Origin of the sequence: Actinomycetospora aurantiaca, from assembly GCF_037401875.1 — a bacterium.
In the GTDB taxonomy this organism is placed as follows: domain Bacteria; phylum Actinomycetota; class Actinomycetes; order Mycobacteriales; family Pseudonocardiaceae; genus Actinomycetospora; species Actinomycetospora aurantiaca.
Genome location: NZ_JBBEGN010000001.1, coordinates 334,130 through 354,656 on the forward strand (window position 1 = coordinate 334,130; position 20,527 = coordinate 354,656).

Here is a 20,527-nt window from a genome sequence, read left to right on the forward strand (position 1 = left end):
GGGGGATTGAACCCCTCATCCGGGTGAAGCGCCAGGGTGCAGGAGGACGCTTCGCGGACGGCGACGCGCCGATTACGAGGAGTGCCGGTCACCTTCGCGGGAGATGGCCGGACCCTTTCACGGATGTCGTGCGCATCGCAGCGGACGGCGCGGGCCGCAACCCGACTGAAAGGAGCGAGTGGTCGCCTTTCCCGACCACACACAGGTGTTCGGCGAGGGAGACGATCATGATGGGCGAACATTCCGCGGTCAGCGTGAACGGCGTGCGGAGCCGGACGCGCCGGCGCCTACTCGCCGTCGTCCTCGGTGCTCTGACGGCCACGACGAGCCTCGTCGCCGCCGCCTCTCCCGCCTACGCCGCCGGGAGCGCCGCGCCCGACGTCCGGGCGTGCTTCACCTACAACGGCGGCGCCTACGCGAATCTCCCGATCCACCTGTACCAGGCCAAGGGGAACCAGTGGGTCTACTACCGGAGCGGCCGCACGAACGGCACCGGGTGCGGGACGTGGGCCGACGTGCAGGGGAACACCTCGTACTACGCCCAGGCGTACTACACCTATCGCGTGGGTTCCGCGGTCATGTTCTTCAACGGCACCACTCCGGCGGCCTTCGTCCGTGTGAGCTCGACGGACACTCAGAACCATCTGCCGACCTCGCCGGTGTACGGCCCGTTCCAACTTGCTTGACCGTGGGCCGGCAGCGCGTCGTGTGGGACCACAGGTACGTCGGATCCGAGTCACGGCGACGCGGACACCGGGATCGCGCCCAGGGACTCCTCGAACCGTGTGCGGCGGGCTGAGAGCCGGCCCGCAGTCGACTCGCGCCGCAAACTCTCCCGCCGGCGGGAGAACCCGAATGCCGTGCACGGCCGCCTGATCGGACGTCGTCCACGCCCCACCCCCACCGTGACGCTGAGGAACTTGGTGCGAGCGACACGAGGGAAGACCTGGGCATGCGCAGTTCCCATCCGATGACGGCGCGGTTCCAGAAGGTCGACCCGTGACCGGCCGATTCCCCGAGCCGGAGCCACCGAGGGAGCCGCGGCGACCGACATCGGACCGTGTCGGCGCTGCAAGAGCTCTGGTCCGCGACGAGGCGCGCCTTCGAGCCGCGATCGAGACCGAGGGCGACCGGGTCCACGACCCCGCGTCGAACGCGGAGTTGCAGCACCGTCTCGAGGATGCCCTGGAGTCGATCCGGGGCATTGCCCTCGACGACGACCTCTGGTTCCGGCTCGAGGAGGGCGCCACGCTGCCGCGGGCACGAGGCGCCGTCGAGGAGCTCGCCGAGATCGCGTGGTCCGGGCTCCCGCCTCTCCTGGAAGCAGTCGGCTATCGCAGCCCTCCGAGACCCTCCGCGTCGGAGCTCGTGCAGGACACGGTGGCCGCGCTCGCCGATGCCGCGGAGGCCGACGAGTACGACGCGCCGACACGGATCGCCGAAGCCCGCCGACGGCTGCTCGCCATGCGACTCCGCATCCGGCGCGACCTCGATCTGGCTCCGGAGCCGGCCCGTCCGAGTCTGCTCCGGCGCGCGGCACGGACCAGCGCGAGCATCAGCCGCCAGCTCATCCCCGTCGCGGCGGCCGCCACGGTCTCGGTGGGGGCCGAGAGCCTCTTTCCCGGGGGTAGCAGCCTCGCCGGGCCGGGAGCGGCATGGGCGATGAAGGTCGGAGAGAAGTGGGTGGAGCTCGCGACGTCGCACGTCCTCGGCGGTGCGCTCGACGTGCCCGCGTACGACGAGGAGCCTCGCTCGCGACAGCACCTCTCCACGATCGAGCTTCCCGACGTGGCTCCTGCTGACGAGCACGCCCGCGCGCTGGCGTACGCCCTCGATCTCGCCCGTCACGCCGTGCACGGCCCTGGAGCCGAGCTGAGCCGGCACATCGCCGACGCTCGACGCCACTACGACCGGCTCCTCGTGCTGGACGACCGACCCAGCGGCTGGTGCGCGACGCACGAGCAGTTGGACGAGAGCATCAGCAGGTTGGAACGGCTTTCTGCCTCTCCCACTCCGTGCCCCTCGACCGTGGACGCCGTAGAAGTAGCGAGCGACCTGGCCCAGCGGGTGCTCCGAGACCCCGCTGCCTACGGCAGCTGGTGACCACGACGCTGCGGAAAGCGGTGTGGAATCGACCGGTGCTGCGATCCCGACACCCGACTCGCAGCCGAGGAGAAGGTGATGACGTCACCGACCCAGGACGACCCGAGAGCGACCTACCTCGGACTGCGACTCGCCATGCCCGTCCTCGTGCTGCTCCTCGCGGTCGGGATCGGCGCCCGGTTCGCCGCCACCGGCTGCCTGCAGCCGTCGATCAGCGCCTACTTCTACTCGCCGCTGCGGTCGCTGTTCGTGGCGGCGCTCTGCGCCATCGGCACGTGCCTGATCATCTACCGCGGGCGCAGCGACCGGGAGAACGCCCTCCTCAACCTCTCCGGGGTCATGGCCTTCGTGGTCGCCTTCGAACCGACGGAGATCGGGCCGGGGCCGTGCGAGTTCGCGACGGCTCCCGAGCAGGACGAGATCCTCGAGGCGACGTACACCAACGTCCTCGCCCTGATCGTGGTCGGGCTCGTGGCGGTGCTGGTGGCCGCCGGTCTCGCGGTGTGGACGGGTGTGCGGATGGTCCGTCCGTCCGGTTCCCCTCCGCCGACCTCGCCCGACGATTCGAGTGCCTCGGTGATCGGCGCGCTCGGGGTGGCGATTCCGATCGTCCTGGTCGCGGTGTTCTTCTTTGCCGACTTCGAGTTCTTCACCGTGTGGGCCCACCTCGGGGCAGCCGTCCTGCTCTTCGTCGGGGTCGTCGCCGTCGTGCTTCTCAACTGCTTCGACGACGCGACCTCCGCGCGCGCCAAGCGCGTCTACGCGCTGCTCGCGGTCGGCATGGCGGCGGCCGCGAGCCTCCTCTTCGTCGACTTCCGCACCCACGTCTTCTGGACGGAGTCGCTCCTCATCGCGCTCTTCGCCGTGTACTGGGTGGTCCAGACCGTCGACCTCGAGCGCCGCCGCCCCACGCCTCCGCAGGACCGCGGCGTCGAGGACCTCGTCGCCGGATGAGACCGGCGGCGCGCTACCCGGCAACAGCCTCGAAGTAGACGGTCGCCGTGTCGGAACCGCCGTCCGTGATGCGGGCCGTCGCGGTCACCTTGTAGCTCGAGCCCACGGCGAGACGGCCCTCGTCGGGGATGTAGGTCGGGCTGCGGTAGTTGCAACCGTTGCTGCCCTGCAGCACGACGGCGCCGGTCTCGACCGCAGTGATCGTGACCGTCTCGTTGCACACCGGGTACGGCTCGCCGGCGGGCTCCTCGATGCTGACGAAGGTGCTCACGCTGACCCCGCTCCCGCCGGGGCCGACGACGCACTGGGCCTTGTTCGGCGACGTGCAGTCCAGCGTCGGGGTCATCTCCGGCGTCACGAAGGTCTTCGCCTTCGTCGGGCCGATCGGCGTCCCGCCGGTCTGTCCCGTGGCTCCGCCGGTGGTTCCTGCGGGAGCCACCGGTGCGGCCGGGACGACCGGCGGAGCGGCGCCCCCGGGCCGAGCAGCCGGCCGCGCGCCGCCCGCCGCAGCCGCTGCCGCGGGCGCGGATGCCGCTGCAATCAGGGTCGGCTCGGCGGGCACGCCCGGTGCGCCGGGGATGCCGAGGTCGGGGACCACCTGCATCTCCCCCGACGCGCTCGTCACCACCTGCGCAGGGCTCGACGAGGGCAGGAGCGCCGACGTGGTCACGCCGACGCCGGTCAGCACGACCACGATCGCGGCCACCACGGCGACGATCACCACCGGGTCCCGCCGCCGTGACGCCTCTGCGGCGGCCGGCAGCGCGGGCGCCGCGGCGGCCACCGCGACTGGTGCTCCCGCGTGGGTGAGCCGGGCCAGGTCGGGACGGTGGTCCGTGCCGGTGAGACCGGCGGGTCCCACCGGCAGCCCTGCCCTGGGAGTGCCGGGGAGGGAGGGGTGCGGCTGGGCCAGGCGCACCTGCGTCGTCGTCGGGACGACCTCGTCGAGCGGCCGGTGGAGGTCGACGCCGTGCTGCTGCGCCAGGCGCGACACCTCGTCGGCGACGGTCCCGGCGCTGGGACGGGTCTCGGGACGCTTCCGGGTCATCCGGTGCAGGAGGTCGACCAGAGCCTGCGGGACGTCGGCCGGCAGGGGCGGCAACGGCTCGGTCCGCAAGCGGGTGAGGACCGCCGCCGGCGCATCCCCGGGGTGCCGGAACGGTGGCCGACCGGCCAGGAGCTGCCAGGCCGTGGTGCCGAGGGAGAAGACGTCGGAGCGGTCGGTCGGGTGCCGGCCCTCGATGACCTCCGGCGCGACGTGGTCGAGGGTGTAGCCACCCACGGTCGAGCCACTGCCCTCGCCGAGCGCGAGGCGCGCGACGCCGAAGTCGCCGAGGGCCGCCTGCCCGTAGTCGGTGACGAGGATGTTCGCGGGCTTGACGTCGCAGTGCGTCACGCCGCGTGCGTGGGCGACCGACAGGGCGTCGGCGACCGCGTGCAGCGTCGTCAGGACCGCGTCGGCCGGGAGGCGACCGACGCCCGCCATCGAGCCGCGCCGGCACAGGTCCATCGCGATCCACGGCCGACCCAGGTGCACGCCCGCGTCGATGATCGACACGATGCCGGGGTGCGTGGCGAGGTCGGCCATGACGCCGCGTTCGCGGTCGAAGCGGCGGAGCGCCTCGGCGTCGGCCGGGACGACGTCGAGGGTCTTCAGGGCGACCGTGCGGCCGGTGGAGGCGTGGTGCGCCTCGACGACCGTGCCGGAACCGCCCCGGCCGAGGGTGCGTAGCGCGGTGAAGCCCGGAGGGGCGGTCAGGGGCCCGAGCTGGTCGATCACTGCGTCCCGCCCACGGCCGACACGGGAGGTGCTGCCGGGACCGGCGGGGCGGTGCGCGCGAGCACGACCCCCGAGAGCACGAGCGCGAGCACGGCCAGCGACGCGCAGACGGCCAGGACCGGGGTCCGGCGAGGGTGTCGCTCCGGTGGTCCGTCGTCCCCGGCCCGGAGCCATCGGCGCGTCGCGACGAGCCCGACGGCGAGACACAGCGCCTGCGCGGCGAGGAAGAGCCAGACCCCGACCCCGGACACGATCGGGCCCGGCCACGGCACGCCGGCCAGCGCGAGGTGGCTCGACGCCGAGAGGGGCGAGACCAGCGAGGCGATCCACCCCACCGACCCGAGGGTGAGGAGCGCGAGCGGCGGTGCCGCCACGAGACCGAGCCACCGCACGCGACCCTCGAGCAGGTCGGCCGCCACGGCCGCGAGGAGTCCGGCGCTGACGACGAGCGCCCCGATCCCGAAGGCGGACCCGACGATGCCGGGCGCCGCGTTCGCCGCGACGTCGGACCGCCAGGGCAGCAGGACCGCGAGCGTCGCCGCCAGGAGCGCCGGCCCCGCGACGCCGCTCAGCACCACCAGCTCCCGGGGCCGCGCGGTCCGGCCGGGCAGGGCCGACACCGGGGCGGGCGGAGGCGTGGACAGGGGCAGGGGCGCGGCGGCCGGGCGTGCACGGGTGTCGAGGTGCAGCGGGACGCCCGTCCCGGTCACCCCGGGCATCGGGAGCCGCAGTGAGGGCGGACCGAGCACGTGCCCGGCCCCCACCGTCGTCGGCTCCGGTGGCATCGCGCCTCCCCGCCGGGCCGGCACCGTAACCGTCTGCGGCACACCCTGCTCGAAGCCGTGCATCTCCCCGCCCCCCTCGACGCGATCGCGCGCCGTCCCCCGGTGATCGGTCGGCGTGACGTGATGGTTACCGCGCCGCGGCCGTTCTGTTGCTCCATCCGGGTGATCAGGTCTCGAACGAGGAACGGTTCGGTCACGCCGGACGAGGACGGGTCAACGAGTGAGCACGGGGGGTGCTGCATTGTCGAGGTTCGAGGTGGACCCGGAGATGCTCGGCGTCGCGGCGAGCCGGCTGGAGGCCTACCGGCACCGGCTCTCCGACATCGGCTCCCGGTCGGCCGTCGGCGACCTGGGCAGTGCCCACCTCGTGGGCGTCGTGCACGCCACCGAGGACCCCGCGGCCCACGACCTCCAGCGCGTCTCCGACGTGCTCGGGGGCCTGACGACGTTCCTGCGCTCGGCCGGCACGACCTATCGCGGCTCCGACGACTCCGCACTCGCCTGCTACACCGGCGGCGACCGGTGACCGCCGTGACGGCGCGCGGCAGCTGGGCCGCGACCGGCTGGGACGACCCCGCCATGGGCGACGTCGGCAGCGTCCGCGACCTCGCCGCCCGCTTCCAGCACCGCGCCGACGACCTGCGCGCCCTGAACGTCGAGCTCACCCAGGGCCTCGCCGGACTCGGCGGCTGGCACGGCCAGGCTGCCGACCGGTTCCGCGAGAACCAGCAACGGCTACGCCTGGGTCTCGACGAGTTCGTCGTCCGCTTCGAGCGCTGCCGGGCCGCCCTCGACTCCTACGCGCACGCGATGGACCAGCGCCGCGCGGAGTCGAATGCGCTGCTCCCCCGGGTCCTCGACGCGAAGCGACGCCTCGCGACCGCCCAGCACGACATCCTCCACCCGCCGTCGGTGGAGGCCCTGAGCCGCGGACTGACGGCCCAGCCGTTCCTGATCGCCGAGCTCGAGAAGCTCGGCGTGGAGTGGGGCGCGATCCGCACGCGGCACATGGGCAGCGCCGCGTGGTGCGCCCAGCAGCTGCAGGACTCCGACGGGACCGCCCTGGGCGATCTGTTCCGCGACGCCCGCGGGGTACTCGCGGCCGGCCAGCAGAAGCTCGGGGACCTCTCCTTCGAGGTGGACCGATGGTTGTCCGAGAACGCCGACACGATCGCCGCCATCACGTCCGTTCTCGAAGACGTCAATGCCGCCGTCAGCATCGCCTCGCTCTTCTATCCGCCGCTCGGCGCGGTCGCCTTCGGGTTGACCGTCGCCGTCGCCGTCGGCAAGGGCATGGCGTACTCCGGCGGCTCGTCCAAGGTGTCGCGCCGGGACGTCCAGATGGGCGTCCTCGACGTGGCGACGGGGTCGCTCCTCCGGCACGCGGGCCCACTGCTCGATCGTCGTGCTGTCGGGGCCGCGAGATCGGCGGCAGTGGCCGGGGACGTTCCGAGCCTGATGCGGGCGCACCAGGTGGTGAACCAGGCCCTCGCGTTCAAGCAGGCCGACAAGGTCCACACGGCCGTGGAGGACGGGATGCACCTCGTCGACGCGGCACCGAGGTGGATACCGCGCCAGGGCCAGGCGCCGCAGTTCTGGCAGGACATCCAGGACGCGCACGCAGCCGACATGAAGCGCCGTCAGGAGCACCGCGCCCTTCCGGTCGTCGAGGCCTGCCGATGAGGGCGGCGACGCTGACGCTCCCGCCGGTGACCGACGTCGCTCCGCTGCACGCGGACCCGGAGCGACGCCTCGCGGCGGCGCACGCGATCGCGGTCGACGTCCCGGATGTCGACGTCGACGCGCTGGCCGCGGAGATCAGCGCATCGTTCGATCTGCTGCGGAACGAGGGGGTCCGGTTGTGCGGCCGCCTCCCGGTGGAGGACCCCGGGGCCTCGGCGACGGTCACGGTGGCAGTACGGGCGCTCGCCCCGACGGACGACCGGAGTGGGTCCTTCTCCGAACGCGCCATTGCTGCACTGCGCGACGACACCGCGGTCCGCCGGCCTCTCGCGGACACGCGCGCCATCGACCTGCCGTGTGGTCCCGCGGTCGCATCGCTGGTGTTCGGGGAGTTCGAGCTCCTGCCCGGGACCGTCCCGTCGTTCCGCGCCGAGTTCCTCGTCCCGACGCCGGAGTGGGACGGAGTCGTCGTGGTCGACGTCCAGACGACCGATGAAGCCGCATGGCCCGAGGCCTCGCAGGAGGCGGTCCGGATCGCCCGGAGCCTGCGGTTCCTCGACGACGGCGAGACCGCCCGGGAAGGCGAGCACCTCCTGCGCCTCTGAGCGCACCCACCACTCCCGAGGGCCGGGGTCCGTGGCCCGATCCACCCGACTCACGAGGGGGAACGACCATGTCGATGGTCAAGGTCACGTCCGAGCAGCTCGCCGACCTCGGCGCGCAGCTGCAGCAGGGCTCGGCGCAGGTCGAGGAGCAGCTCGCGACGATGCGGGCGCGGGTCGCGCCGCTCGTGGGCGGCGAGTGGGAGGGCGCGGCCTCCGCGCAGTTCCAGATGTCGTGGGAGCAGTGGGCGCAGTCCGCCGCACGCCTGCGTGAGGCGCTGGACAGCATCAGCACGACGCTCACCCACGCCGCGAGCACCTACCAGCAGGCCGAGGACGCTGTCCGGAGCTCCGTCACGGCGTACTGACGCCGCGGGGTCGGGCTCGTTCGGCGGGCCCGACCAGCGGGGTCGTTGCGGGGCGCATCCTGGGATCGAGGTGCCAAGCGACCGGATGTGTCCGCGTCGGCGTGACGCGGACAGACCGGACAGCCAGCTGCCTCGGCCGACGTGTGCGCGCCACAACGGCGCCGAGCGTCCCCGCCCGCGGCTCAGCATCACGACGGCACCTGCACCGGGGTCAGCTCGCCGGCCCGCAGGAACAGGCCACGGCCGGGCGTGGACGTGCCGATCAGGCTGCGCGGAATGCGCGGAGCGGCGCTGAACACGGCGCCGGCGATCGGCTGGTTCGGGCAGAGCAGGAGCCCGATCCCGCCGCGACCCGCCTCCAGCGCCGGGCCGCTCATCGCGGAGGACACCGACTCGGTCAGCCCTGCGACCACCACGGCCTGCTCCCCGCCGGCGATCAACCGCCCGAGCGCCCTCCCGGCCGACGTGGCGGCGACGGTCTCGACGTCGTCCACGAGCAGCAGCGCCGGACCGTGTGCGAGGGCGGCCGCCAGCTCCTCCTCGGTCGCCTCCGTGCCGCTCAAGTCTCCGGCGACCTCACCGAGCGCCGACGGCCTCGGCGTCCAGCCGACCACCCGCCATCCCTGAGCCCGGGCGTCGAGGGCGACCGAGACGAGAGCGGTCGTCCGCCCGGATCGGCGAGGACCGTGGACGAGCACCGCATTGCCGTCGGTCGTCGGGTCCCAGGTGATCCCGGACAGGTCGTCGCCGCCGACGCCGACGAGGAGGCCCGCGCCGCGCGGCAGTCCGCCCGCCTCGACCCGGGTGATGGTCTCGGGCAGGACGTCGATGCCGAAGGGGCGGGTCCGGCCCGGCCGGCACCGGCTCGCGAGTGCGGCCACCGCGGTGGCCTGGGCCCGACCCGACGGGTCGTCGCCGAGGACCGCGATCTGCACCTGCGTGCCGGTCCCGGCCCGGGTGGCCCGCCCGACGGGCAGATCGTCCGGCACCTCGCGCGCCGAGATGCCCGCGTAGCCGTAGTCCGTGTCGTTGGCGAGCCGCAGCACCAGCCGCTCCCCCAGCAGCGAGCCCGCGGCACCGACGAGGACGCTCCGGTCGCCCGCCACCACGGCCCGGACCCCGGCCGCGACCCCGTCGCGCAGCAGCCGCTGCAGGTCGGAGACCACCCGGCCGCCGTCGACGTCGGAGAACGCCCCGGTCACGCCCTCGTACCCGTCCACGAGCAGCACCAGGTAGGGCAGGACCTCGCCGAGGTCGCGGTACTCCGCCAGATCGGACACACCCGCCGTCGCGAAGAGCCGTTGCCGGCGACCGACCTCGTCGAGCAGCCGCGTGACCAGGCGCGCGACCCGGTCGGACTCCCCGACGCCCACGACCGCCCCGCAGTGCGGCAGCGCCGCCAACCCGCGCATCGCGGACCCGGCACCGTCGATCGCGTAGAGGTGCACGTCGTCCGGCGAGAGCCGTCCGGCGAGTCCGGCGCCGAGCGTGCGCAGCGCGGTGGAACGCCCGGAGCGCGGCGCGCCGACCACCGCGAGATGGCTTCCCGACGGCAGGTCGAGCACGGCCGGGAACTGGCGTTGCGTCTCGGGCACGTCCTCGAGCCCGAACGGCACGACGAGCCCGGTGGCGCGCAGCGCCTCGGCCCGCACGTGGACCGGGAGCGGCGGCTGCCAGGGCGAGCGCTGCGGCGGGATGCCGAGCCGGCGGGTGGCCTCGGTGACCGCGTCGACGATCTCGGAGAGGTCGGTGCGTTGCCCGGGCGGCGGTGGGGGTTCCGGCGGTTCGGCGACGGCGTGGCCGAGCCACTCCCAGCGCAGGGTCGTGGCGGTCGGACGGCGACGGCGGGCCTGCGCGCCCGGGCCGGCGGTGTCGGTCCGGGCGGTCTGGATGGCGACCGGCGCCTCGGCGCCGACCTTGACGAACGCGCGGCCCGGGATGCGCGGCAGCCGCCCGGCGTCGGGAATGCCGATGATGTCCGTGCTGGAGGTCTCGTCGGCGACGCGCAGCGAGATGCGGATGGTCGTATTGGAGCGGATCTGGGTGTTGACGACGCCCTGCGGCTGCTGGGTGGCGAGCACCAGGTGGATCCCCAGCGACCGCCCGCGCGCCGCGACGTCGACCAGGCCGGCGACGAAGTCGGGCATCTCGGTGACGAGCTGGGCGAACTCGTCGATGACGATCACGAGCCGGGGCAGCGGATCCGCGGTCGGCTGCCGGGTCGACCAGTAGGCCGCGATGTCCGCGCTCCCCGCGCGGTCGAGCACGTGCTCGCGGCGCTTCAGCTCGGCGCGCAGCGACGTGAGGGCACGACTCGTCGCCCCGGCGTCCAGGTCGGTGACGACACCGACGCAGTGCGGGAGGCGCGCGCAGTCGCGGAAGGCGGCGCCACCCTTGTAGTCGACGAGCAGGAAGTTCATCGCGTCCGGCCGGTTCGCGACGGCGAGCGCCGCGACCAGGGTCTGGAGCAGGCCGGACTTGCCCGCACCGGTGGTGCCGGCGATCAGCGCGTGCGGACCGTCGGCCATGTCGAGGCGGAAATCGCCCTCGGTGCTCGCGCCGAGCAGGGCGACCGTGGAGCGCGGTATGGCGCTCCAGCGCCGCAGGAGCTCCTCGGGCCGGGCGGGTGAGAGTCCGGCGAGCCGGGTGAAGCGCGCCTCGGTCGGCAGCGCCCCCTCGGCCAGCGTCGGGTCGGCGTCCCGCAACGGCGCCAGGGCACGGCCGACGGTCTCCGCCCAGCGGGCGCCGACCTGGTCGGTCACCGCCTCGCGGCCGTCGTCGTCACCGCGCGTCCGGAGGACGAGGTGACCCGGCCGGTCGCGGTCGAGCAGGGCGACCGCACCGCACTCGCGGGGCAGCATCGCCTCCGCCTCGTCGAGGCACAGGAAGTGCACGCCGAGGGCCGGCCCGTCCTGCAGCAGCGGTCCCATGCCGGCGAGGTTGCGCAACGTCCGCGCGCCGTCGAGCACGACGAGGACGGCGGGGAGGCGGTCGAGCACCGCGCCGGCGCTGAGCCCCCGGACGAGCTCGCGGCGGCGTTCCACGAGATCGGTGAGCTCGGCGATGCGGGAGCGGGCCGTCTCCTCGTCGTTGCCCACCCGCGCCCAGGACCCGCCGTCGGGAATCCGAAGGTGGGGCAGCCACCGCACCCAGTGCCAGGTGCTCTGCGCGGCGGGGGTGGTGAGCAGGCAGATCTGCAGCTCCTGCGGGCTGTGCAGGAGCGCGGCCTGCGCCACGCACCAGCGCGCGAGCCGCAGCACGGTGGCGGACGGACCGGCGAGACCGAGCGCGCCGACGTCGGGCAGGCGGATCGAGATCGGGACGCTGAAGAGCTGGGTGTCGGCGCGCTCGACGTCGACGCCGCTCTTCACCTCGGTGTCCGGTGGGACGTCGCCGAGGCCGAGGCGGAGATCGAGGAAGTCGGCGTCAGCGCGGTGGCGGTGCCAGATCGAGGACGCGGGGCTGCGGGCGGCGACGAGGAGTTCGGCGGCGTCCGGCGCGTCCCGCCGACGGTGCTCGACCTCCTCGGCGAGTGCCGCCGCCAGGTCTGCCTCGGCCCGCTCCTTCTCCTCGCGGTAGGTGCGCAGCGCCGCGCGGTGGCCCTTCGCGCCCCTGCGGCGCTCGGTGATCGCGGTCGACAACAGCATCACGGGACTGAGCAGCACGAACAGCAGGAACATGGGCTGCTTCGTCACGAACGCCATGACGACGCCGATCGCCAGCGGCGCGATCACCATGACGACGGGCCAATCGCGCTTGTCGGGCGCGGCAGGCGGGGTCGGGACGGCGATGCGGCGGGTGCGCCGGGGCGGCGCGAGCCGGGGTGGGCGGTTGTAGAGGAGGCCGCCCTCGCCGTCGGGGCGGACGGCCGCGTCGGGGCGCGGGACGGCGCGGACGGTGAGGGCGGAGCCGCCGACCCAGAGGACGGCACCCAGCGGCACCGGGGCGGGTGAGGTGAGCGGGACCCCGTCGAGGCTGGAGCCGTTGGTCGAGCCGGCGTCGACCGCGGTGACGGTGCCTCGCTCGTCGAGGTCGAGGTGGAGGTGCTCGCGGGACACGTCGGGGTCGGCGAGACCGAACGGTGGCACCCGGCCCACGGTGGTGCGGCCCGGGGCGAGCGCGACGACCGTGCCGGCGGCGGGACCGGTGACCACCTGCGCGACGAGCGAGCCCGGCGCCGGGTTCGTGCCGGCGAGGTGCGGTCGGCCGGGCGAGAGGGTGGCGCCGTCGGTCAAGACCGCGGCGGGCTCCCGGGGATCGAGCGGCCGGCTGTCGAGGAACAGGGCGGGCGCCCCGGACCCGAGGGCCGCCTCGGTGATCGCGCCCACCGGGTCGTCCGGCTCGCACCGCACGACCGCGTCGCGCTCGGGCAGCGACAGGACGACCCGCACGTGACCCCCTCCTCGCGCGGTCACCCCGCGCTCCCCCGGCCCGGTCATCGCTCGGACGGGTCACGGTGTTATCGCGGAGGTGTCACGGGCCGACTCCAGAAGGTCAGGTCTGCCGGTAGATGTCCCGTCGGTGCCCGACCGCCACGACGAGGACGAGCAGGGCACCGTCCTGGATCTCGTAGACGACGCGGTAGTCGCCCGTCCGAACCCGCCACTCTCCGTCGCCGCCACTGAGCTTCACCGCCCCGGGGGGCCGAGGATCGTCGGCGAGCAGCTCGACAGCGGCCTGCACCCGACGGCGCGCGACGTGATCGAGCTTGCGGAGCTGCCGGAGCGCGGCCGGTGCGATCTCGACGCGGTAGCTCACGCCAGCCCGAGCTCTCGCTTGACCTCGTCCCAGGGCACGGGGGCCGCTCCGGCCGACATCTCCTCTCGGGCCTCGCGGGCCGCTCGCAGGTCGGCGAGGTCCTCGGCGGCCGCGATCAGACGATCCAGCTCCTCGGCCGCGATGACGGCCGCCACCCGGCGCCCCCGCCGGGTGATGAACACCGGCTCGTGCTCGACACGAGCGGTGTCGACCACGTCCGCCAGCCGGGCGCGCGCGTCGCTGAGGCTCATCTCGTTCACGGATCGACTATAGCGCCGAATCAGCGAAGATGTACACGACGGCGGGGGCCAGGAGGCGAGCCCAGGACCATCTCCGCCTACCTCAGCGATAGACCCGCACCGCGTCGACCGTCGCCCGCCAGCGCTCGTCCGGTCCGGAGTAGGCGTTGAACCGGAATGAGCGCAGCGGCCCGTCGAGCGGCGTCTGCGCCATCATCTGGCCGCGCATGAAGAAGGTCAGGCGCCCGTCGATCGCCACCACCCGGAACGGGACCACCTCATCGCCGGTGAGGTACTCGAAGGGCCGGGTCGGGGGCGGTGGCTCGTAGTCGTCGTAACTCCGGCACGAGGGCCGGGTACACACCAGGGCAGCCGCGATACGAGCAGGCGGGGAACCGCCGCTCGGGCCGAAGACGAGCATGTGGGTACGGCCGCTCTGCTCTGCGATCACCAGGCTCGCCCCGCCGGCGCCGGGGACCGTGATGTCCGGGACGCTCGCGACGAAGTCGATCTCGCGGTAGTCCTGCGGGTTGCGGGGAGCGAGGTCGGAATCGATCACCCGCCCCTCGCCGTCGAGCGCGCCGACGAGATTGAGCCGGCGGTCCGCCGCGAACACGTGGGCCGGGTCGGACGGCGGCACCCAGGTCGCCGTGGCGAGCTCGGTGCCGTCGAAGTCCTCCCTGAGGAAGGGTTCCGCGACGGTCGAGGGCAGGGGTGAAGCACCCGGCGCCTCCTCTCCGACCACCCACACCGCGAGGAGCGCACCGGCCAACACCAGGACGACTGCTGTCGCGCCGACCAACCACCACTGCGATCGGGCACCCGTCCGCCCGGGCTCGACCTCGGCTCTTGGCTCCGGCTCCGGCTCCGGCTCCGGCCGGCCGTCGCCGGCCGACAGTTCGTGATCCGGCACGCTCGGCTCGGCGACGACGGGAGGACCTCCGGCCGCGGGACGCGCACGCGCCCGATCGAGGGCGTCGACCCAGGCCGGCAGGGCGTCGACGGGCACACGACGGGCGAGCAGGAAGCCGAGGTAGGGACCGTCGCTCTTCTGCGGCAACGTGCCGCCGGCCCAGGAGTAGACCGTGGAGCGGCGGTGCTCCTCGACGACGTACTTGCGCTGTCGCGCCTCTGCCGTCACCGCCGCCAGGTCGTCACCCGCGAGTGCACGGCGATCGAGGAGGGCGCGGATCGCAGCACCGAACGACTCGCGGTCGCGGACCTCGTCGGGAGAGACCATCTACTCGCTCCGGCGGATCGTTCCGGCGGGGAGGGCTTGTCCACACCCCCTGGACGGGTGACGATCTTGCCCGATCACTCCACTTCGGTGCCCGGCAGACGTCGGAGAGCGTCCAGGACCGTCCAAGACCGTCCGGGATCGCCCTCTCCGACGCTGGTCTGTGGCTTGATCGACTCGTCGCGAGGAGAGCGGGGGGCCTCCTCGCGACACCACGGCTCGCGCTCCTCCGGCGCGGGTCTCCACCGCCGGACGGGGCCGGCAGCAGACGAACGGAAGCAACGCACCATGATCAGGCCGGCGATCTCACGTCGACACCTCCGTCCCCTCGCGGGGCTGACCATGCTCCTGCTCGCGATCTGGACACTCACGGCGGCACCGGACGCCGTCGCCGCGCCCGGGCCGGTCCCCGTCCAGGTCGCACCCGACCAGGACCGGAGCTACCCGGGGTGCCCGCTCCTGCTCGAGGGGCAGCGCCACGAGTGCGTCGCCCGCCTCCAGCGGGACCTGACCGCGGAGCACCCCGAGTACGACCTCCCCGGTACGACGCTCTTCGGGCCCGCCACCCGCACGGCGGTGTTGGACTTCCAGGGCCGCCACGACCTGCCCGCCGACGGCAACGTCGGCGCCGAGACGGCCGACCTCCTCGCCGACCTCGTGCCGGAGGAGACGACCTCGTCGGATCCCACTCCGACCTCCTCGACCGACGATTCGGCCTCCGACGGGCGGCGACCGGAGTGCTCGGTGCCGCGGCCGGACCCCTCCGAGGGCGCCCGCGCGGAGGAGGACTGGGCCGTCGACCAGTACGTCCACGGGTGCACCGACGCCGGCTCGAACAAGGCGTGGTTCACGACGAACTTCGGGAACGTCTCGAACAGCTACTACTTCAGCCCGGCGGCGACGAGGCAGTTCGACTCCTGGCTCGACGGGCACCGCAACCTCGACAGCCAGACCGGAATCGGCTCCTTCGCCCTGTGCGCCTCGATCAAGAGCCTGGCGTGCGAGGTGCTCGGGGTCTCGGCGTCCGTCATGTTCAACGACGTCAAGAACGCCACCGAGGACGCCGTGGAGCGCGGCAGCTGTCTGAAGGTCACCGACCACGCCGAGCTCTGGACGACGGCCGAGGCCACGGCCGTCGACAACAAGTACTGCCGCACGCTGCAGTGACGTCGCGCCGGGCGCCTGCCCCGTCACGGCGGGTGGCGCCCGGCCCTCGCAGCCACGACACGTGCCGCGGTGCCGGACTCAAGCGTGTATCACGCGTGATACGGTCGCTCGCGTGGACGAGGTGTCGATGCGAGACCTGCGGAACGCAGGGGGCGACGTCCTGGCCCGCGTCGAGAACGGCGAGTCCCTCACCGTGACCCGTGACGGACGTCCGGTCGGCCAGTTGGTCCCGGTTCCCCGCCCGCGGCTCACCCGGGAAGCACTGCTGTCCCGCTGGCGGGGTGTGCCCCTGATCGACGCCGACGCATTCCGCGCCGATCTGGACGACGTGATCGACAGCCACCTGTGATCGAAGAAGGTCTCCTCGACACCAGCGTGGTCATCGCTCTACCGACACTCACCGACGCGAGTCAGCTACCGGCCACCCCGTTCATCTGCACCGTCACGCTCGCCGAACTGTCCGTCGGCCCGCTCGTGGCCCGCTCGGACGACGAACGCGCTGCTCGTCAGGCCGTGCTGCAGCAGGCCGAGGCCGACTTCGACCCGCTGCCCTTCGATGCGGCCGCCGCCCGGGCATTCGGACGCGTGGCAGCGGCACTCCGACAGGTCAAGCGGAAGCCGCAGGCCCGCAGCTACGACGCCATGATCGCTGCCGTCGCCGTTGCGCGGGCCCTGCCGCTCCACACGGCGAACCCCGACGACTTCGCGGACCTCTTGGGACTGACCGTCGTCGCCGTGACGCCGCACCCGTGACAGTCAGGTCTTCGCCGGCTGCTGGATCTCCTCCGTCACGCCGCCGCACCAGGCTTCGAGCATGCGCGGAGTGATCAGCGCGGCGGGGACCGGGGTGGAGTCGGGCAGTTCGAGGCCACGGCTCCGGCGGACGCCGAGGCCGTCGAGGACCGCCTCGAACAGCACCTTGACGCCCTCGTCGAAGAACTCCGGGTCGTACTGCTCGACGGCGGCCACGAAGTCGATCAGGGTCTCCTGCTCCTCGTCCGAGCGGCCGAACAGCAGGCCCTTGAGCCCGAGCTGGATCAGGACACGGCGCGCCATGTCCTGCGCACTGCGAACCAGTTCCTCCGGGGGTCGCAGGTCTCCGACGGTGAACGGGACCGAGGTCAGGTCGTAGATCGTCGCGGAGAACTCGGCGCAGAAGAACTCGTCCGGCGACGCCCAGGCCTCGGCGGCCGTGATGGCGGCCCAGACGATCTCGGCCGTGCCCTCCTGCCCGATCCTGCCCTCGTGGTTCAGAGCGTGGAGGGCACCCGCCACAACGACGATCGAGGCGAGGCCGAACCGCGTCGACCGGGACTTCGGATAGTCGTCGAGACGCTTCAGCGCCGCCTCCCGGTCGACGTCGTCGGGCAGGACCAGGCGGTGGATCTTCTGCTCGAGCTTCCAGAAGTGCGAGAAGTCGTCGTGGTGCAGCCCGCCCACGTCGACCGGGCGCAGGCCGTCCAGGCTGTCGGGGTAGGAACTGATGATCGTCCCGTCGCCGCCGGCGATGCCGCTGTGGGAGAAGCACGACGGCGACCGGTCGTAGTCGATGATCATCTCGGCCAGGGCGTCCCCCGACTTCTGGGTCACGAGCAGGATGTCTCCACGCTCGACGTCTTCTACCCGGATCGTCATGTGCGTATCTTCAGTCGAGTCTCACTCAGTGTGAAGAGACCGGGGGAAGAATGGCCGAGAAAGCCGCACGCACTCGTCCACGAGTGTTACTGCTCGGCACGGTCGAGATCGACGGAGTCACCGTCGGTAGCATGCGGCTGCGGACGCTCCTGGCGCACCTGGCCCTGACCCCGGGCCGGGCGGTGCCCGGCGGCACCCTCGTCGACGGGTGCTGGGGCACCGAGCTGCCACGTCGGCCGTCCGCGGCGCTCCAGGTCCTGATGACCCGCCTGCGCAAACGGTTCTCCGACCCGACCACCCCGCTCGTCTCCTCGGCCGGCGGCTACGTCCTGCGGCTCGACGACGACGACGTCGACCTCGTCCGCTTCCTGCGCGCTGCCGCGGACGCGCTGGACCCGAACGCCACCGACCAGGCGATCGACGCGGCCGAGCGTGCCCTCGAGCTGTGGGGCGAGCCCTTCGCCGGGTGCCTGCCCTCGGAGCGGCTCGAGACGGCAGCCGTGCAGGCCCGGGAGCGCTTCCTGCGCGTCCTCGAACGCCTCGCCGACGCCCGCCTCGAACGCGACGCCCCCGGCGACGCGGAGGCGGCCGCCGAGGCCGTCCTCCCCCACCTGCCCGGCCACCGGGACCGGGAACGGCTCGTCGCCGCCGGGATGCGGGCCCTGCACCGGCTCGGGCGGACCGTCGAGGCCCTCGCCGCGTTCGCCGAGACCCGCCGGGCGCTGCGCGTCGACCACGGCGTCGACCCGGGCCCGGCCCTGCGCGAGCTCGAGGCGGCCCTGCTCGCCTCGCCGCGCCGGCCCGCCCCGAGCCGCCAGGACGCCGTCGTCGGGCGGGAGGACCTGCTCGCCGCGGTGCGACAGCGGCTCGACGACCCCGATCGCGGCGGGGTCGTGCTCGTCGTCGGGGAGGCCGGGATCGGGAAGACGTCGCTGCTGCGCGCGTCGCGGGAGGAGGCCCGGGTGCGCGGGGCCTCGACGGGCTACGGCGCGTGGAACGAGGCCGACACCCCGCTGACGGCGTGGGTCGAGGGCCTGCGCGACCTCGGCGCCCCCGTCCCCGCCCGCGACCCCGAGTTCGCCCGGACCGTCCGCCGGGTCCTCCACCTGCGGGCCGGCGACGCGCCCCTGCTCCTCACCCTCGACGACGCCCACCGCGCCGACTCGGCCTCGCTCGGCTCGCTGCTCACCCTCGCCCGGCGCGGTCTGCCGTCCGGCGTCGTCGTCATCGTCGCCGCCCGCGAGCCCGACGCCGTCGCCCACCCGCGCTGGGAGGAGACCCGCGCGGACCTCGTCCGGCTGCCCGGGGTGGACGAGCTGACGGTCCGCGAGCTCGGTCGGGCGGCGGTCGCGGAGCTGCTCGAACTGCGCGGACACGTTCCCGACGACGAGGCCGCGGCCGCCCTGTGGCGGCGCTCGGCCGGGCACCCGCTGCACCTCGCGGCGCTGCTGGACACCCTCGACGTCGACGAGCCCGGGGTCCCCGACCGCCTCCGGCCGCTGCTCGCCTACCAGCTCGCCCGCCTCCCCGCGGACTGCCGCGAGGTGCTCGAGGCCCTCGCCGTCCTCGAGCCGGTGTCCGTCGACGCGCTCGGCGAGGTCCTCGGGCAGGACTCGCGACGGTTGCTGCAGTCCCTGCGCCCGGCCGCCGACCTGGGCCTCGTCGTGCCCGACGGGGCCGGCTACGCGTTCCGTCACGAGCTCACCGCGGCGGCCGCCCGGGAGCCGGTGCCCGAGCCCGAGCGGGCCCACCTGCACCGCACCCGGCTCGCTCACCTGCCCGACGACGCCGAGCCGTTCGAGCGGCTCCGGCACGCGGTCGGCGCGGTGCCGATGGTGTCGCCGCACGTCGTGGCGGACGCCCGGGTCGCCGCGGCGGCGGCCGCGAAGGAGCGCGGTGCCCTCGTCGAGGCGCTCGCGCTGCTCGAGAGCACGGCCGACGCCTCCGACCCGCACGCCGCCCGCGTGGCCCACGGCCTCGTCCTGCAGGCGCTGGGGCAGGGCGACGAGTCCGACGATCTGCTCGACGCCGTCCTCGCCGATCCGTCCGCGCCGGTCCCGGCCCTCGTCGACGCCGCCGTGGGCGCGGACGCCACGGGCATCTCCGTGGCGGGACGCCCCCGACGGCTGGCCCGGCTGCAACGGGTGCGCCGGCTCCCGCTCGATCGTGGGGATCGGGTACGGGTGCTGCGCGCGCTCATCGTCGAGCAGGAGCAGTTCCTCGGTGATGCCGAGGCGGACGCGATGCCCGAGCTGCTCGCCCTGGCCGAGGCGGTCCCGGACGACGCCCGGCTGCAGGCCGAGGTCGCCCTGCTGCGCGGCAACCAGCTCAACGACGAGCCCGTGACGGTCCGGGAGCGGATCCGCCACGCCGAGCGCGCCCACGGGCTCGCGGTGCGCACCGGGGACCGGGAACTACGCCTGGAGGCCGAGGAGCTGCTCGTCGCCGCCCTGCTAGCGGCGGGGCGGGTGGACGACGCGGAGGCGTTGCGGGCCGGTCTGCGGGTCGCGGCCGATCGGCGTCGGCACGCCCGGTCGATCTGGGCGTGCCTGCTCGTCGACGCGTCCCTGCAGCTCGCGCGGGGTGAGACCGACGCCGCCGTCGCCGGCGCGGACCTCGCCCGCGACCGCGGCATCGACCTCGGCATCCCGGACGCCTTCGGCGCCTACGGCGTCCAGCTCGCCGCACGGCACCTGCTCGCCGGAACCCTGCCGTCCCTCGATGGGCTCCCGGCCGGTGCCGCGGCGTTCTACCCGCACGTCGCCGCCTGGGCCGCCGTGGCGGCGGCGGACGCGGCCCAGGCGGGCGACGCGACGGCTGCCGCCGCGCACCTGGCCGAGTGGACCCGCCGTCGGGAAGGCCGTCCGTTCCGCATGTTCGACCGCCCCGGCCTGTGCTGCGCCGCGGTGGCGGCGTTCGCGCTCGGCGACGTCGAGGTGGCCCGGACCGTGCTCGCGGGGCTGCCGCCGGACCCGGGTGCGGTCGTGGTCGTCGGGATCGGCGCGGCGATCCTCGGGCCGGTCGCGACCTTCCAGGGCCTCGCGCTGCTGGCCGCGGGCGATGGCGAGGCGGCGCGGCAGTCGTTCAAGGTCGCCGCCGACCTCGCAGGCCGGCTGGGGTGGACGCCGTGGACCGACGCCGCGGTCGCGCTCGGACGCTACGCGGAGAGCGGCGCCGGTCCCCTCCCCTTCGGCCTGCGGCGGCTCTGAGGTGATC

The 20,527-nt window shown here is 74.0% G+C and carries 18 protein-coding genes; 11 read left to right on the forward strand and 7 right to left on the reverse strand.

Annotated elements, in window-relative coordinates:
* The first annotated feature begins 227 nt into the window (after positions 1–227).
* The 3 genes from WCD74_RS01535 (at position 228) to WCD74_RS01545 (ending at position 3,057) form a co-directional block, all read left to right on the forward strand.
* Positions 228–686 carry a hypothetical protein gene (locus WCD74_RS01535; RefSeq protein WP_337693050.1) on the forward strand — a complete coding sequence of 153 codons (459 nt, stop codon included), beginning with the start codon at positions 228–230 and terminating at the stop codon, positions 684–686.
* A 694-nt stretch (positions 687–1,380) separates the two neighbouring features.
* Entirely contained in the window at positions 1,381–2,103 is a 723-nt protein-coding gene (locus tag WCD74_RS01540; RefSeq protein ID WP_337693051.1) for a hypothetical protein, read from the forward strand.
* A 78-nt stretch (positions 2,104–2,181) separates the two neighbouring features.
* Entirely contained in the window at positions 2,182–3,057 is an 876-nt protein-coding gene (locus WCD74_RS01545) for a hypothetical protein (RefSeq protein ID WP_337693052.1), read from the forward strand.
* A gap of 13 nt (positions 3,058–3,070) precedes the next feature.
* Here the strand turns inward: WCD74_RS01545 and WCD74_RS01550 are convergent, their stop codons facing one another.
* Positions 3,071–4,837 carry a serine/threonine-protein kinase gene (locus WCD74_RS01550; protein WP_337693053.1) on the reverse strand — a complete coding sequence of 589 codons (1,767 nt, stop codon included), beginning with the start codon at positions 4,835–4,837 and terminating at the stop codon, positions 3,071–3,073.
* Positions 4,834–5,622, reverse strand: coding sequence for a hypothetical protein (locus WCD74_RS01555; protein WP_337693054.1), 789 nt, complete (start codon positions 5,620–5,622; stop codon positions 4,834–4,836). The genes WCD74_RS01550 and WCD74_RS01555 overlap by 4 nt, the downstream gene beginning before the upstream one ends.
* Before the next feature lie 241 nt (positions 5,623–5,863).
* On the opposite strand from WCD74_RS01555, the gene WCD74_RS01560 reads away from it, so the two are divergent.
* The 4 genes from WCD74_RS01560 to WCD74_RS01575 all read left to right on the forward strand — a co-directional run bounded on the left by WCD74_RS01560 (position 5,864) and on the right by WCD74_RS01575 (position 8,275).
* Complete coding sequence (locus tag WCD74_RS01560) at positions 5,864–6,148, forward strand: hypothetical protein (protein ID WP_337693055.1); 285 nt, start codon at positions 5,864–5,866, stop codon at positions 6,146–6,148.
* Positions 6,145–7,305, forward strand: coding sequence for a WXG100 family type VII secretion target (locus tag WCD74_RS01565; protein ID WP_337693056.1), 1,161 nt, complete (start codon positions 6,145–6,147; stop codon positions 7,303–7,305). The genes WCD74_RS01560 and WCD74_RS01565 overlap by 4 nt, the downstream gene beginning before the upstream one ends.
* A gap of 26 nt (positions 7,306–7,331) precedes the next feature.
* Positions 7,332–7,910 carry a hypothetical protein gene (locus WCD74_RS01570; RefSeq protein WP_337693057.1) on the forward strand — a complete coding sequence of 193 codons (579 nt, stop codon included), beginning with the start codon at positions 7,332–7,334 and terminating at the stop codon, positions 7,908–7,910.
* A gap of 68 nt (positions 7,911–7,978) precedes the next feature.
* The gene (locus WCD74_RS01575; RefSeq protein ID WP_337693058.1) at positions 7,979–8,275 is read left to right on the forward strand and encodes a WXG100 family type VII secretion target; all 297 of its coding nucleotides are present in this window, start codon (positions 7,979–7,981) and stop codon (positions 8,273–8,275) included.
* Between the two features lie 188 nt (positions 8,276–8,463).
* On the opposite strand, the gene WCD74_RS01580 is transcribed toward WCD74_RS01575, so the two are convergent.
* The 4 genes from WCD74_RS01580 to WCD74_RS01595 form a co-directional block, all read right to left on the reverse strand.
* Positions 8,464–12,666: an FtsK/SpoIIIE domain-containing protein gene (locus WCD74_RS01580; protein WP_337693059.1), complete on the reverse strand. Its 4,203-nt coding sequence runs from the start codon at positions 12,664–12,666 to the stop codon at positions 8,464–8,466.
* 103 nt (positions 12,667–12,769) lie between these two features.
* On the reverse strand, positions 12,770–13,033 hold the full coding sequence (locus WCD74_RS01585) for a type II toxin-antitoxin system RelE family toxin (RefSeq protein WP_337693060.1): 264 nt from the start codon (positions 13,031–13,033) through the stop codon (positions 12,770–12,772).
* Positions 13,030–13,284, reverse strand: coding sequence for a type II toxin-antitoxin system Phd/YefM family antitoxin (locus tag WCD74_RS01590; RefSeq protein WP_337693628.1), 255 nt, complete (start codon positions 13,282–13,284; stop codon positions 13,030–13,032). The genes WCD74_RS01585 and WCD74_RS01590 overlap by 4 nt, the downstream gene beginning before the upstream one ends.
* A 91-nt stretch (positions 13,285–13,375) precedes the next feature.
* Positions 13,376–14,512 carry a hypothetical protein gene (locus WCD74_RS01595; protein WP_337693061.1) on the reverse strand — a complete coding sequence of 379 codons (1,137 nt, stop codon included), beginning with the start codon at positions 14,510–14,512 and terminating at the stop codon, positions 13,376–13,378.
* Positions 14,513–14,851: 339 nt separating this feature from the next.
* Between WCD74_RS01595 and WCD74_RS01600 the strand changes: the two genes are divergently transcribed.
* From WCD74_RS01600 to WCD74_RS01610, 3 genes are all read left to right on the forward strand, one after another.
* Complete coding sequence (locus WCD74_RS01600; protein WP_337693062.1) at positions 14,852–15,676, forward strand: peptidoglycan-binding domain-containing protein; 825 nt, start codon at positions 14,852–14,854, stop codon at positions 15,674–15,676.
* Positions 15,677–15,788: 112 nt separating this feature from the next.
* Positions 15,789–16,025: a type II toxin-antitoxin system Phd/YefM family antitoxin gene (locus WCD74_RS01605; protein ID WP_337693063.1), complete on the forward strand. Its 237-nt coding sequence runs from the start codon at positions 15,789–15,791 to the stop codon at positions 16,023–16,025.
* Positions 16,022–16,429 (forward strand): type II toxin-antitoxin system VapC family toxin, encoded by a 408-nt coding sequence (locus tag WCD74_RS01610; RefSeq protein WP_337693064.1) that lies wholly within the window; start codon positions 16,022–16,024, stop codon positions 16,427–16,429. Before WCD74_RS01605 ends, WCD74_RS01610 begins: the two co-directional genes overlap by 4 nt.
* A gap of 3 nt (positions 16,430–16,432) precedes the next feature.
* Here WCD74_RS01610 and WCD74_RS01615 read toward each other — a convergent pair whose 3' ends face one another.
* On the reverse strand, positions 16,433–17,311 hold the full coding sequence (locus tag WCD74_RS01615) for a hypothetical protein (protein WP_337693065.1): 879 nt from the start codon (positions 17,309–17,311) through the stop codon (positions 16,433–16,435).
* 131 nt (positions 17,312–17,442) lie between these two features.
* Here WCD74_RS01615 and WCD74_RS01620 point away from each other — a divergent pair, with 131 nt between their 5' ends.
* Entirely contained in the window at positions 17,443–20,520 is a 3,078-nt protein-coding gene (locus WCD74_RS01620) for an ATP-binding protein (protein ID WP_337693066.1), read from the forward strand.
* Positions 20,521–20,527 lie beyond the last annotated feature (7 nt).